This is a genomic window from Allocellulophaga tsushimaensis, assembly GCF_055383085.1.
On record NZ_AP039451.1, the window covers coordinates 1,305,534 to 1,321,045 of the forward strand.

The 15,512-nt window shown below is 31.3% G+C and carries 11 protein-coding genes; 10 read left to right on the forward strand and 1 reads right to left on the reverse strand.

Features of this window, described 5'->3' with window-relative positions:
* Positions 1-116 precede the first annotated feature (116 nt).
* The 6 genes from ACZ451_RS05660 (at position 117) to ACZ451_RS05685 (ending at position 8,521) form a co-directional block, all read left to right on the forward strand.
* Positions 117-4,085: a hybrid sensor histidine kinase/response regulator transcription factor gene (locus ACZ451_RS05660; RefSeq protein WP_464216129.1), complete on the forward strand. Its 3,969-nt coding sequence runs from the start codon at positions 117-119 to the stop codon at positions 4,083-4,085.
* 80 nt (positions 4,086-4,165) lie between these two features.
* Positions 4,166-5,047, forward strand: coding sequence for a helix-turn-helix domain-containing protein (locus tag ACZ451_RS05665; RefSeq protein WP_464216130.1), 882 nt, complete (start codon positions 4,166-4,168; stop codon positions 5,045-5,047).
* 163 nt (positions 5,048-5,210) lie between these two features.
* Positions 5,211-5,966: an SDR family NAD(P)-dependent oxidoreductase gene (locus ACZ451_RS05670; RefSeq protein ID WP_464216131.1), complete on the forward strand. Its 756-nt coding sequence runs from the start codon at positions 5,211-5,213 to the stop codon at positions 5,964-5,966.
* Between the two features lie 24 nt (positions 5,967-5,990).
* On the forward strand, positions 5,991-6,908 hold the full coding sequence (locus ACZ451_RS05675) for a helix-turn-helix domain-containing protein (protein WP_464216132.1): 918 nt from the start codon (positions 5,991-5,993) through the stop codon (positions 6,906-6,908).
* 256 nt (positions 6,909-7,164) lie between these two features.
* Complete coding sequence (locus tag ACZ451_RS05680; protein WP_464216133.1) at positions 7,165-7,812, forward strand: hypothetical protein; 648 nt, start codon at positions 7,165-7,167, stop codon at positions 7,810-7,812.
* Positions 7,813-7,894: 82 nt separating this feature from the next.
* Positions 7,895-8,521: an SIMPL domain-containing protein gene (locus ACZ451_RS05685; RefSeq protein WP_464216134.1), complete on the forward strand. Its 627-nt coding sequence runs from the start codon at positions 7,895-7,897 to the stop codon at positions 8,519-8,521.
* 122 nt (positions 8,522-8,643) lie between these two features.
* Here ACZ451_RS05685 and ACZ451_RS05690 read toward each other — a convergent pair whose 3' ends face one another.
* On the reverse strand, positions 8,644-9,984 hold the full coding sequence (locus tag ACZ451_RS05690) for a hypothetical protein (protein ID WP_464216135.1): 1,341 nt from the start codon (positions 9,982-9,984) through the stop codon (positions 8,644-8,646).
* A gap of 319 nt (positions 9,985-10,303) precedes the next feature.
* Between ACZ451_RS05690 and ACZ451_RS05695 the strand changes: the two genes are divergently transcribed.
* From ACZ451_RS05695 to ACZ451_RS05710, 4 genes are all read left to right on the forward strand, one after another.
* The gene (locus ACZ451_RS05695) at positions 10,304-11,173 is read left to right on the forward strand and encodes a M23 family metallopeptidase (protein ID WP_464216136.1); all 870 of its coding nucleotides are present in this window, start codon (positions 10,304-10,306) and stop codon (positions 11,171-11,173) included.
* A gap of 5 nt (positions 11,174-11,178) precedes the next feature.
* On the forward strand, positions 11,179-12,678 hold the full coding sequence (locus ACZ451_RS05700) for a GH3 auxin-responsive promoter family protein (protein ID WP_464216137.1): 1,500 nt from the start codon (positions 11,179-11,181) through the stop codon (positions 12,676-12,678).
* A gap of 143 nt (positions 12,679-12,821) precedes the next feature.
* Positions 12,822-14,507: a DUF6909 family protein gene (locus ACZ451_RS05705; RefSeq protein ID WP_464216138.1), complete on the forward strand. Its 1,686-nt coding sequence runs from the start codon at positions 12,822-12,824 to the stop codon at positions 14,505-14,507.
* A 6-nt stretch (positions 14,508-14,513) separates the two neighbouring features.
* Complete coding sequence (locus ACZ451_RS05710; protein ID WP_464216139.1) at positions 14,514-15,512, forward strand: hypothetical protein; 999 nt, start codon at positions 14,514-14,516, stop codon at positions 15,510-15,512.

Sequence of the window (15,512 nt, forward strand, 5' to 3'; positions counted from 1 at the left end):
GAAAAATCATATTCTTAAACAAACCATATGTAAGTTAAATAATGAAATTCATACATTGATCCTATCATTAAAAATTAGAATGTGTAATTTTAAATTGAAAAAAGCAGTTACACATCTTGAAGAAAAGACAAAAATCTCAAAAATCTCTTTTTATCTCTCAGAAGATATTTTTGGTGTTTCTATTCTTCTTTTTTCAAACTTATTTTTTTGGTCAGCAACAAATTTCATTTAGAAACTTATCTGTAAAAGAAGGTTTATCGCAAAACAGTGTTATTGATGTTGTACATGATAGCCTAGGATATTTATGGTTTGCTACCCAAGATGGACTTAACCGATATGATGGTCGTGAGTTTAAAACATATTCTTTTCAGTTTTTAGATATTACTAGAAGTACCCATAGTGAAATGGGGCAGCTTTATGTAGATCGTAAAGGTACACTATGGGCAATACCATTAGATCGAAAACTGTATCAACTACCGAATGATAGCACAAAATTTAAAGTAGAACTTGGGCTAACTAATATATACACCATTTTTCAAGATTCTAGAATGACACATTGGACTGGAACACATAATGGCGAAGTTTATTTTAGAAGAAATAGAGACCAAGCATTTAAATTATTAGCATTAAACCTAAAAATTAAAGGTCCCATTCGTCAATTTTTTCAAAGTTCAGAAGATGAACTGTGGATTGTAGCCGAACATACTTTATTGCTTATAAACCTAAAAGATTTTAAAGTAATTGAGCGAATAGAAGTACCGAAACAAGAATATAATAAGCCTATTATATTAGGTAAACTTGGGGCTAACCAACAAGGTAAAATATGGCTAAGTACCTACGGTCATGGATTATATGAATTGAATAAAAAAAATAAAAATTGGCAACTACTAAAAGCACATACCTTTCAATTACCTGAAAATCTAAATATTCTCGATTTTTTATTTGATGCACAAAATCAACTTTGGATAGGAACGTATGGGAACGGGCTTTTTAATTATAATCCAGAAACCAAAAAAACAAAGCATTTTACTCCAGATAAAAATAATCGAAAAGCAATCCATTATAATGATATTTTAACGATACATCAAGATGAGCTGGGAGTACTTTGGTTTGGGACAGATGGCGCAGGGGCTTCATATTTTGATGAACACCTTGAAAAATTTAGTTCGCTTACCAATGAACAAACTCCAGCCAATGTTAATGTTGATGTAACCCGAGCAATAACAACAGATGCTGATGGAAATATTTGGATAGGCACTTCTGGTAAAGGCTTAACTAAATTTAATACCCAAAGCGGCACATGGCAATCTTATACAAAAGAAAATAGTATCCTAGCTACAAATAGAATTATGAGTTTGTATGTAGATCAAGATCAAGATCTTTGGATAGGCACACAGGGAGAAGGCCTGTATATTATGGATAGTAGTGGAGAAATTAGGGCTGCCAAATCATTAGGAAATCAAGAATTTAATATTAAAACAGTATGGACCATTTATGAAGACAAAAACCAGAAAGTTTGGCTAGGCTCTAGAGAAAATGGTCTTATTCAATTTGATAAGAATCATGGAATTTTAAAAAAGTTTCGCTTTAAGAATTCAATACGTACTATTACAGAAGATCATCATCATAATTTATGGTTAGGAACAGATGCTAATGGTCTCATAAAAGTAAATCCATCAGAAGAACGGATAGCATATTTTAATGAAACTAATTCAGCACTATCTAGTAACGCAATTAAAAGCTTATTTTATGAAGAAGATGATCTTTGGATTGGAACAAACGGGGATGGTTTACTTAAATACACCTTATCTAATGGAAGAGTAAAAAAATATACCACAGAAGATGGTTTACCAAATATGGTTATTTATGCTATTCTTCCGGATCAAAATAAAAACCTTTGGCTAAGTACAAATAAAGGAATAGCAAAAGTTACACTAACCGCGAAAAGACAACTGAGCGAGATTACTAATTTTGATAATTATGATGGTTTAGCAACGGAGTTCAATACTGGTGCTTGGCATATTTCAAAGAAACAGCAGCTCTATTTTGGAGGGCTAAAAGGTATTTATTGGTTTAATCCATTACATATAACACCAAACAAAAGTAAGCCACAAACTAATATTACATCATTCTCAGTACGTACCCAAAATAGACCATTATTACCTGGTTCAATGCTTAAACATGATGAAAATACATTAGCCTTTACTTTTGCAAGTATGCAATTTTCATTGCCTTCCAAAAATAAGTATCAATATCGTTTAGTAGATTATGATAAAGATTGGATTTTTTCTGGAAATAAAAATTATGCACGCTATCCCAAATTACCTCCAGGCACCTACGAGTTTCAAGTAAAATCTAGCAATTATGATGGTGTATGGAGTCCAAATAGAGCTCACTTTTCATTTGTCATAAAACCTCCATGGTATTGGAATACTTATACAAAAGTACTTTACTTGTTTTTAAGCTTAACCATTTTAGTTGGTTTTTTCAGTTATTTAAAATGGCGTTTAAAAATGAAAATGAGCTTGCAAATTAAGGAACAAGAGGCACAAAGGCTTCAAAAATTAAATGATTTTAGATCACAACTTTATGGTAATATTGCTCATGAATTTAAAACACCTCTAAGCCTTATCTCTGGCCCTATAGCCTCCATTTTAGAAGAACAGACAGAGTTAAAAAATGATAAAAAGTTAGGTCTAGTTACTCGTAATGTAAACCGATTAACCAAATTAGTAGATCAGTTACTTCAACTTGCTCGTTTAGAAGAAGGGAAATATCAAAAAAAAGGAATTTATGGAGATATTTCTTTTTTTCTTAAAACACTTTCGAATTCTTTTTTATTTAAAGCTAAAGAAAAAAAGATAAAATTAGAAATTATAATTTCGCCCATGCCATGGGCCTGGTATGATGAGGACATGGTAGAAAAAGTACTATTTAATTTAGTTTCTAATGCCATAAAATATAGCCCAGAAGATAGTACTTGTGTTCTTAAAAGTTCTTATGATAATGGACTACTAAAAATACAAGTAACCAATAATCTTGCTGGTAGTATTGACAAAAATCTGATTTTTAAAAGATTTTATCAAGCAAATCCAGATAATGAGGGTATAGGTCTGGGATTGGCATTTGTAAAAGAATTGGTGGCTCACTTTAATGGAACTATAGTTGCTTCATCAGGAAAGCAACAAATTACGTTTACAGTTACTTTTAACGTAACTAAAAAAGCTTTTAAAGAAGAAGAGTTACAAAATATAGAAGGGATTACAGCTGATGAAAACGAAATACTAAAAACAGATAAAACAACAACAAAAGAAAAACCAGTATTGTTGTTAGTAGAAGATGACACGGATACCAGAATATATATTATGGACCTTCTTAAAGGTCATTTTAGGCTTATACAAGCAAGAAACGGGCAAGAAGGTTTTGAGAAAGCTATTTTAAAATTCCCAGATATTATTGTTAGTGATGTTCGAATGCCTATTATGGATGGTATAACTTTATGCAATAACCTTAAACAAGATCAAAGAACCAGCCATATACCCATAATATTGCTTACTGCAAATACCAATACAAATAAAGAATTGCAAGCCTTACAATATGGAGCTGAAGATTATTTAGCAAAACCTTTTAAAGCTACTATATTAAGGCAACGTCTGCAAAACATCATACAAAACAGACAAAAACTTATAGCATATTACAGAAACAATTGGAATATAAAACCTAAAAACCTAAAGGTATCTCCAATAGAAGAACAGTTCTTAAATAAGATTCAGCTAATTTTAAAAGAACACTTAACAAACCCTACTTTTAATGCTGACTTATTTAGTAAAGAAACAGCTATGAGCAGAATGCAACTACATCGAAAATTGCTCACTTATACAGGACTATCAACATCCGCTTTTATACGATCGCAACGTTTAAAACTTGCTTCTGATCTTCTTATAAAAAGTGAGCTTAGTATTAATGAAATAGCATATGCCAGTGGCTTTAATACACCTAGTTATTTTATGAAATGTTTTAAAGCGCAATTTCAAATAACCCCTTCTGAATTTAGTATGCAAAAAAACACTAGCCATAAAGACTAATGTTACATACGGTTATTATTTTGTTACATACCAACAGTTCTTAAATACAACTCCACTTTAGTTTTGATAACAAAAATAAGATGATGTTAGAAACTCAATTTTGTGGACTTAAAGAAATCCGAGCAATTAGCTATTTTTCTTCTTCTTTATACTTAAAAGAAACAGCAGAAGAAGTGCTTTGGGATATTACAAAAAATGTAATTCATCAATTAGACTTTGTAGATTGTGTTATATACACCTATGATGCTACCAAGCAACAATTAACACAACGTGCTGCGTATGGTACAAAAAATCCTAATGAACACCATATCTATAATCAAATTAATTTAGATCTAGGCGAAGGTATTGTGGGGAGTGTTGCTGCTTCAGGAAAAGCTGAAATTATAACCGATACCTCTCAAGATTATAGGTACTTAATAGATGATGCCTCTCGTTTATCAGAAATCTGTGTGCCTATTATGGTGAATGATACCCTCTATGGAATTATTGATTCTGAACATCCAGAAAAAGGATTTTATACAGAAAAACACCTTTATCTTTTAAATATTATTGCATCACTATGCAGTCAAAAAATAAAAGAAATCAATGCAAAATCGCGAAAGCCATTTTCAAAAGCAAATCAATATTTTAAAAAACTGGAAAGTCTGATGCATCTAAAAAAAATATATAGAAACCCCTGTTTAAGCCTTACCTCTGTTGCAGATGCATTAGGGATATCTGCCTGTTATCTGTCTAGTATGGTCAATAGTCTTTTAAACAAGAGTTTTATTGATTTTGTAAATGAATACAGAATTGCCGATGTAAAACGCAATCTTATTTCTGAAGCTTTTTCGCATTATACAATTGTGTCATTAGGACTTGAGTCTGGATTTAATTCTAAATCTGCTTTTTACAATGCGTTTAAAAAACATACAGGACTTACGCCAGTGCAGTATAAAAATAATTTGCTTTTAGTGTCTTGACGTAATAGGAAGTTAAATGGATATCATAAAGTAGTAAGCATAGCCTAAACTTTAATAAGTATATATAAATAATAATAGATTCTAACAAGATAAAAATAGATTTGAAAAAAGACTAGACAGCACAAATACTCAATTTTGTATTGTAATTTAAAAAACAATAAAAATGAGTAACAAAATAGCAATTATTACCGGTGGAAGTAGAGGATTGGGTAGAGATATGGCTCTTAACCTTGCAAAGAATGGTGTAGATATTATTTTTTCCTACCATACAAACAAGGAGAAAGCAAACGAAGTTATTTCAAAAATAGAGGCACTAGGTCAAAAAGTCTGTGCTTTTTCTTTTAATGCTAATGATTATAAAACCGGACAAGCGTTTATTGATAAAGTAATCAACTATTTACAAAAAGAAAACGGTAATGCTAACTTTGATTTTTTAATTAATAATGCAGGAACAGGAACTTATAATCTAGTATTAGATACTACAGAAGCGCAATTTGATGAAATGATGCATGTGCACCTAAAAAGTGTTTATTTTTTAACCCAAGCAGCATTACCATATCTCAATAAAGGAGGGCGTATTGTTAATATTTCTAGTGGATTAACTCGTTTTAGCTTAGCAGGAATGTCTGCCTATGCTATGATGAAAGGTGGTATAGAGGTTTTTACACGCTATTTAGCAAAAGAACTTGGGCAACGTAAAATTACTGCTAACGTTGTTGCCCCGGGAGCCATTGCAACAGATTTCGCTGGCGGAAGCAATAAAGAGGAGAAAAAAGCTTCCATAATTTCAAATATTACAGCATTAGGACGTGTAGGAGAAGTTGAAGATATTGGAGGAATTGTTGCCTTTTTATGTTCTGATAAAGCAGGTTGGATTAATGGCCAACGCATAGAAGCCTCTGGTGGTATGCTGGTTTAACCTTTTTTTCCTAAATTTATTATAATGAAAGACTTAAGGCATTTTAAAAAGGTTGGAGACTATCATAAATTAGCTAATATTACTGCACCCGAACATCCATTAATAAGTTTGGTAGACTACAGTGAAGTGAACTACCCAAAAGAAATTGATAGCTTAAAATGGAAACAAGACTACTACACAATCGGATTAAAGCGAAATGTACCATATAAATTTTTTTATGGGCAACAAGAGTATGATTTTGACGAAGGTGTTATGACATTTATTGCACCAAAACAAGTGATGAGTTTAGGAAATAACCCTAATATTGGCAAACATAAACCCTCAGGCTGGTTATTATTGGTGCATCCAGATTTTTTGTGGAACTCACCTTTAGCAACTCTTAGTACTAGGTATGATTTTTTTGGATATAATGTAAATGAAGGACTTTTTCTCTCTGAAAAAGAAGAACAAATGATGTTAGACCTCCTAAAAAATATTCAAAATGAATACCAATCAAATATTGATAAATTCAGTCAGAAAATAATCCTTTCTCAATTAGAGTTGCTTTTAAATTATGCGGAACGATTTTACGAACGACAATTCATTACGCGTAAGATTTCTAACCACCAAGTGTTAGTGCAGTTAGAACAGGTTTTATCAGACTATTTTAAAGATGATAATTTAATTGAAAAAGGACTACCTACTGTTCAATGGGTTGCTAATCATATAAACCTTTCTCCAAATTATTTAAGCAGTATGCTTAAGTCATTAACAGGGCAAAGCACACAACAGCACATACAAGATAAGTTATTAGAGAAGGCTAAAGAACAGCTATCATCAACGTTTCTATCAGTAAGTGAAATTGCCTATAATTTAGGTTTTGAGCACCCTGCATCTTTTACCAAACTATTTAAAAACAAAACAGATATGTCTCCTATTGAATTTAGAAAGACTTATAATTGACTACAAACTATGGCATAGCAAAGAACTAGGTTAAAATAAGCTTCTTCTTTATCAAATTTAAAACTCAAAAGAGATCAGTACTGATCTCTTTTGTTTTTATATATAGCCTAACTATTTTATTTGTTATTTATGATACGTAGTTGTACACCTATAAACTGTTACGAATTTATCCTTATTCTTTGCCATCTAAAAAAACGGGACATCACAGCTATCTCCGCCTACTACTTTTGAAGCATAAACTTTTAAAATTAAAATTATGAAAACTACAAAAAGAGGATTTAGAATTCTGAGTATTGCATTATTTGGAATATTGTTAATTGTGTCATGTTCTACAGATGATGGAGCAATAGGGCCAATTGGTCCACAAGGACCGCAAGGAGAACAGGGTATTCCAGGAATGGATGGCACAGATGGTGCTGATGGAGCAAACGGTGCCGATGGGGCTCAAGGAGAGCAAGGGGAAACAGGTAGTGCTAATGTTATTTATTCGGATTGGATAGCTTCCGGATTTGATGATAACATTACAGATGGTTTTGATGCCTTTAACATTGACGCACCAGAAATCACGCAAGAAATTTTAGATACCGGGACTATTTTGGTTTATGCAAGAAGTACTACAAACACGATCTATCAAGTTCCAGTTACATTCTATGGTTTCCTAAACGAAAACTATTTTTTTAGAGTTATCAATGCAGGAACACTTAATATAGGTGTAGAAGGAATAGAAATTAACAACATCGGAGAGCCTTTTTTAAATGATGTTTTTAGATATATTATCATTCCTGGCGGACAATCTGTTAATGGTAATAGTGGTCCGGATACGGTAGGTTCCAAAAAAACTACTCCAGACTACACTAAAATGACTTACGAGGAGCTAATTACATATTTTAATATTCCAGAATAATAACAAAAATGAAGCTGTCTAAAAAAGTATTGTTTAAAGTATTTTTTTAGACAGCCTCACTTTTTAAACTAAAAATGATATCATGAAAAAAATATTTTTTTATTTATTTACCCTATTCGCACCTTTTTGGGCAATAGCGCAACAACAGCAATCAGCAGTAATTAAAGTAAGTGCCCGTGCTATATATATAGATCCATCACCAACATTTAAGACTACTATTTCGCTTAGTGGTGCCTATTCAAGCCTTCCTGCAGAAGAACTAGCGCTTGATAAACTGAAAAAACAATTTAAACAAGCACTTGAAGCAAAAGGAATTCCTTGGACTGACTTAAAAGAAAACCCTAATGATTTTGGCTATGAAACCATGAGTTATAATAAAGAAGGTACCATTTATGAATATGCAACCAATTCTAAAGTTTATATGAAAAAATTCCTTGAAATAAAGACATTAGGAGTACAAGTTTTAAATGCGATATCAATTATTACCATAGATACAAAAGAAGCTGAGAAACTAAGTAAAATAGCCTTAGAAAAAGCCACAAAAAGAGCTTTGACTATTGCAAATGTAATGGGCAAAGAACTAGGAGAGATACAAGAAGTAGAAGATATTAATAATAGGTGGGGTGATGAGGTAGAAGCTTACTTGCATTATAGTACTCCTTCTGGGCAATATATCCATACAATTAATGTGATTTTTAAGGTTAAATAATTGGTGTACTAATAAAGTTATATTAACGTTAGGTCACTAGCTTTTAATAATTTGGTTGTTCTATGCTTACTGCCGTATAGCGTATTAGTTTATGTATTGTTTTTAACTAAATCATAAACTTGCTAAAGTGTATTCATCCAATTCTTTTTTTTGGATAGTGCTTTCCGGTCTGCCAACCATTGTAATAAATGAGCGTCTGCCATCATCCAGAACACCATTTGTTCTTTACCCCAATAATTATCGTATTCACCATCTTTATACATATGGCCATCTTTATGCCGAGATTGGAGTTCTAATATACGTTGCCCTCTTAATTTTCGCCATTGAGCTGCTTTAGGAAGTTTTTTATCATAGTTTAATATATCAGCTAAAGCATCCATACCGTAATAACAAGCATATCTATATTTAGACCAGTCTGTACCTTCTGGGTAATATTGTTCCGGACTCCCTTTAACATACATAGTTCCTCCAGGTGATTTATGAGGTGGAGATGTAAATTCTTTGCTAACGAGTGTTTTATAAATGAAATCAAAATTATAATCTAATGTTTGTGGTACAGGCCGTTGGGCCATAGAAAACACTAAAAAACCAGACATCTGCAAATGGGCAATAGATACCATATAATCATTATGCAATAGGTTATGATTAATAACAATACCATCTTCTCTAACATTATAACCATCTAGCCATTCTTTTGGTGATTTTCCGTCTAATTTAGGCCTGGCTTTACTCATATCTGCCGCTGTAGAATATGCACTAATGAGTAATTTACTGGCTATTTCTTTCCATTTCATGTTATTAGGATGTTTAGGCATCATAGCAATAGCAAGTTGAAGCGGCATAGAATCCCAAGAATTTTCTTCAGCTCTAGAATTTCCGCCTTCACCATTCCAATAAGCAACTTTATAATCGGGTTTAATATGCCTATCTGCTTCATGCACCAATGCTTTACATAGCATTTCTTGTGTATCTTCATCTAATTCGTTCCAAACCATCCAACCTGCACGTCCTGCCTGGGCTATCCATAATGTAGATTGCCAGTGATCCCCCCATTTTCCTCCATTAGTTTTATGATGCATTACAACACCTTTTACAAGTTTTGTAATGGTTTTTTGAATTTCATCATAAGTACTGCCCATTAGTTTTGGATCAACTCCTGTTTTAAGGGCAACAGCTAATCCTAATGCAGCGCTAGACGGAGTGCGAATAGGCTGCTCTTTATTGACATTTTCAATAATAAACCGATCGTTTTTTTTAGATGAATTGTAATACTCATTTGCCCATTTCATAGAATACCTCCCTGCATTTGCGATAAGTTTTGAACTCAATAAATAGGCTTCACTAGGTTTTTTTGTTTTAAACTGATCCCAATCGATTGGATTTACTAAATCTCGTAAATGAGTTGTATTAAAACTCATTAATGTTGTCATGAAAAGAATGATTAAAAAACACTTTTTTTTCATTTTTAGTCTAAAATTAAGTTCTGGATATATAATGAGTTTAATATGACCGTCGTACGATGGGTTAAATGTATTCTAGATATAAATTTAGTAATAAGATATTTAATACTTCAATAAGTATCATTTAAACTTTGAGTACTTTTTTTGTAGCTATTGAATAAAGAATGAATAACTCTAAATTTTGATTTATTTTTCTGAATGCAGTTTGCTTGTATAGTGATTCGTATTTTTTATGAAATTTAGGAGCAACATTATACTAAATTCATTATAAATTTTGAAAAGTATTTATACTAAATTCAATTCTAAGCTTATATTTGTGTTAATGTCAAAGAATCTTAAAAAAAGAAAAGAAATTAAGAGAAAGCTGCTTCATAAGTATCGCTTGGTAATTCTCAATGAAAATACTTTTGAAGAAAAAGTTTCTTTTAAATTAAATCGTCTAAACGTTTTTATTACAGGATCAATTTTTATAATCTGTCTTATAGCACTTACTACACTTTTAGTTGCCTTTACACCATTAAGAGAATACATACCAGGGTATTCTTCTACAAAGTTAAAAAGACAAGCCACAGAACTTACTTATAAGACGGATTCTTTAGTAACTGTTTTAAATTATACCAATAAGTATTTAGATAATATTCGTAAAGTTTTAAATGGTGATATAGATAATAATGAAGAAAATAGAGATTCTATTTTTGAACAATTTAAATTAGATCCATCTACAATTGATTTAACACCGATAAAAGAAGACTCGATCCTTAGAGCACAGGTTGCTTTAGAGGATAAATACAATTTATTTGAGCAGAATACTACAAACCTCACTGCTATTTTATTTTCTCCTGTAAGTGGTACTATTTCTCAACCTTATGATGCTAACAAAAAGCATTTTGCTGTAGATATTGTTGCAAATACAAATACACCTGTTAAAGCTGTTGCAGATGGTACAGTTATTTTTTCGGAGTGGGCTGTAGATACTGGATATGTAATTATACTTGAACATAAAAACGGTTTATTATCTGTTTATAAACATAATGGATCTCTAAATAAAGAACAAGGAGAATTTGTAAAAGCGGGTGAAGTAATAGCTTCCGTAGGAAATACAGGTGAACTCACTACTGGGCCACATCTTCATTTTGAACTTTGGAATAATGGTAATCCAGTGAATCCTTTAGATTTCATTGATTTTAAATAATAACCATGTCGATAAAGGCTTTAGCAGCAAAAATTTTTGCAAAAAAAATTGCAAAAAAAACTCAAAAATGGGTTCAAAATCCTATAAAAACTCAGGAAATTGTATTTAAAGAACTTTTAACCAATGCGGTAAATACAAGCTTTGGAAAAGATCACAATTTTAATGCTATAAAAGACCATTCAGATTTTGTAAAAAATGTTCCTGTTAGAGATTATGAAGGGTTAAAAGAATATGTAGAACAGGTTGTTGCAGGAAAGCCCAATATATTATGGCCAGATAAACCAATATATTTTGCTAAAACTTCTGGAACTACTTCTGGTGCAAAATACATTCCGATAACTTCAGCATCTATTAAGCATCAAGTAGAAGCATCTAGAAATGCTATTTTAAATTATATTTCTGAAACAGGAAATGCTGATTTTGTAAATGGGAAAATGATTTTTTTGCAGGGCAGTCCAGTTTTAGAGGAGAAAAATGGAATTAAGTTAGGCAGATTATCTGGTATTTCTGCACATTATGTTCCAAAATACCTTCAGAAAAATAGACTGCCAAGCTGGGAAACAAATTGCATCGAAGATTGGGATACCAAAGTAAACGAAATTGTAAAAGAAACCATCTCAGAAGATATGTCTATAATTGCAGGCATCCCATCTTGGGTACAGATGTATTTTGAAAAATTGAGTGCTGTTAGCAACAAAAAAGTTGGAGATTTATTTAAAAACTTTAATCTCTTTATATACGGTGGTGTAAACTATGAGCCTTATCGTTCCAAATTTGAAAGTTTAATTGGCAGAAAAGTAGATAGTATAGAGTTATTTCCTGCTAGTGAAGGTTTTTTTGCTTATCAGGATTCTCAGAAAGAAAAAGGAATGCTATTGCTCCTAAATTCGGGTATTTTTTATGAGTTTATTAAAGCAGATACTTTCTTTGAAGAAAATGCAAAACGAATTACGATTAAAGATGTAGAAATTGGTGTTAATTATGTAATGATTATTTCTACAAATGCAGGTTTATGGGGGTATAATTTAGGAGATACCGTTCAGTTTATTTCTTTAAAGCCATTTAAAATAATAGTCTCAGGAAGAATTAAACATTTTATTTCTGCTTTTGGTGAACATGTTATTGGGAAAGAAGTAGAAGTGGCCATGCAAAAAGCAATTGAGGTTACAGATGCAGAAGTAAATGAATTTACGGTAGCACCACAAATTAATCCAACTAATGAAGAGTTACCTTATCATGAATGGTTTGTAGAATTTGAAAAAGAGCCTACAAACAAAGAAATTTTTATAGAAACCTTAGATAAAACATTACAAGAGCAAAATAGTTATTATTATGATTTAATTGAAGGTAAAATACTTCAAACACTTAAAATCACATCCATTAAAAGCAATGGATTTAGAGACTACATGAAATCTATAGGCAAATTAGGAGGGCAAAATAAAGTACAGCGCTTATCAAATGATAGGAAAGTAGCAGATAAATTATTACAATTTAAAAAAGCATAATTATGTATTCAATTTAGCGTGCAAGTTTACTAAGTAATTGTATTAGAAAGACAATTTATATTCTGGACAAACCATAGTGTATTTAAATCTCGATTATAGAGTAAACCAAAAATTAAGTTGTAATTTTATAGGAATTTTATTCCATGGGCAAATCAATCAATACAACAAGAGCACAAGAATCTACAAATGCTATAGAACGCCTGTATATTACCATGCGTCATTTGTTTAATAGGGGCTTTTATAAACCGATGGGTGTTTCTGGTGAAACCTTAAGAAATGCATTATTACAACTCCGACCAGAAATTTATGGAACTATTGCTGAAGAAAAAGCAGAATTAAACGGACTTGTTTATGTTTTAGAACGTTTACCTGAAGGAATAGAGCAATGTAGATTTATAAATCTTACTTCAGATGAAGGCTATGGAAAGTCTCACTTTAAAGCAATAGTCCCTCCAAAAAGAAGAAGGAATTGCTATAGAATAGATAATGAACAGATGAATATTGAGATTACCAGAGGTAGATCTGATATTTATGACATTTTAACCCACCTTACTTTTCTGTTTATAGAGTCAGAGAAAATTGCAGAAAGAGTAATTATTACTGATACACAGCAAACCATACGCGATTGGGAAAAGTTAGAAGCAGCTGTAAAAAAAGATAAGCTTACACAAGCAGAAAGAGAAGTTGCTATTATACATACAGCCAACATTTTAGGGAGATCTTTTGAAGAGATCGTTGCTATTTACGATACTTTTTCATCTAAGAAAAATCCAGAACGTTTTTTAAAAATTATTTATTGGCTCGGTAAACTAGCCATAGAAGAAGAATTTACAGGAGAGAAAAGAGCTATTACATTTACGCCTATATTAAGAGAACGGTTAGGGCATCATATTCATGGCGAAAGATGGGCAAATACTATAAAAGAAGTATTAAAAGAAAATAATTTAATAAACAGGCCAATACACATTATAAGTGCTAATATGCATAGTGTAATGAACTCTTTATTTGCTAGAAAAGCATTGGAAAAAGAATTTCCAAATGCAGATTCTCTAGACATTTATGAAAGCTTAAGTGCTTCAGAAAATAAAACCTTAAGAAATAAAGTAAACGCTTATGCAAAAAAAAATGGGATGTTATCTATTGATGATGATTCTGGTGCAAATATAGATGTGCAGATTTTTGATACTGCTAAGCTTGGTGAAAATGCCTGTTGTTTTGATTTTGGGAAACAACTTTCCAAAGAAGAAAAACCTGTTATATTTGTAATGGACTATGCGTTTGGAGAGCAAGCCTATGAAACCATAGATGAATTATTAAGACCATACGGCTCTAAAAAAGACCAAAAGGTATTTTTAAATGTAGTTTCGATATCTATTATGGGAAAAGCGGGTATTTTAGAAGGAGGAAAAGGAGATTTAATGATTCCGTCTGCACATATTTTTGAAGGTACCGCAGATAATTATCCTTTTAAAAATGAATTATGTGCGGAAGATTTTAAAGATAATGGACTTTTAGTTTTAGAGGGCGCAATGGTAACCGTTTTAGGAACCTCATTACAAAACAAAGATATTTTGAAGTTTTTTCATGAGTCTACCTGGAATGTAATTGGTTTAGAAATGGAAGGCGTACACTATCAAAAAGCAATACAGTCAGCCTCAAAAATACGGAAAAGCGTAAGAGAAGATATAAAAGTACGCTATGCGTATTATGCATCAGATAACCCATTAGAAACGGGCAGCACATTAGCTTCTGGAGGGCTAGGAACAACAGGAGTAAAACCTACCTATTTAATAACAGATAAAATTTTAACTCAGATATTTAATTCTTAACATCATATGTCTAATCAACAAGAACCCAATAATAACTCCGAAGAAATAGACTTAGAACAACTCTTTGCATTAATAGGAAACGCTTTTAAAAAAGTATTTATTTCTATTTTAAAACTGTTTCTGTATTTCAAGAAAAACCTCATAATTCTATTGGTATTAATTATAGTAGGTGCTGGTATAGGATATGGTCTAAGTTCTATTTCAGAAAAACTAAAAAAAACAGAGGTTATCGTAACTCCTAATTTTGAAAGCAAGGATTATTTATATGGAACGATTCAAGAACTACAGTTTAAAATAAAAGGAAAAGACAAACTTTTTTTTAAAAGCCTAAATATAGATTTAGATTCCATAAATGATTTAAAAATTGAAATTGAACCTATAGAAGACAATAAAAAAAAATCTGATTTACAGGAAGATTTAAAATATCTAGAATATTTAGGAAACTTAAAAGATGACAATGTTATTAAGCAAATTATTAAAAATGAAGTTCTTGCCAGTAGTTATATAAGTCACAAAATTTCTTTTTATTATAAAGATGCTAGTATTGGGCAAGATGCGGCTAAAAAAATCATGGCTTATATTAATAGAAATGAATATTTTAAAGAGATTAAAAAGATTAATTTAGTCAATTCGGAAACTCGAATTAAAGAAAATGAAGTTCTTATTTCCCAAATAAATAAGTTAATAGAAAAATATACAAATACGCTAGGGAATCAATCTAATAGTAATGGAGATAGCATGGTTTTATTAGGTGGAGAAGAAGGCTTAGACATACCTAGTTTATTGAATTTAAAGAGTAGATTAATTAAGGATATAGCAATTAATAAATTAGGTATTCAAGAGCGAAAAGAAACGATAACTATTATAAATTTTGGGGGTCCCCAAGAAGTTAAAAAAACATTTTTTGGAAAAGGATTAGTTTTTTTTCCAACAATATTTTTAGGAATATTCTTTTTATGGTCTATTATAAAATATTTAAATAAAAGGGCTAAAGAAATTTTGTAA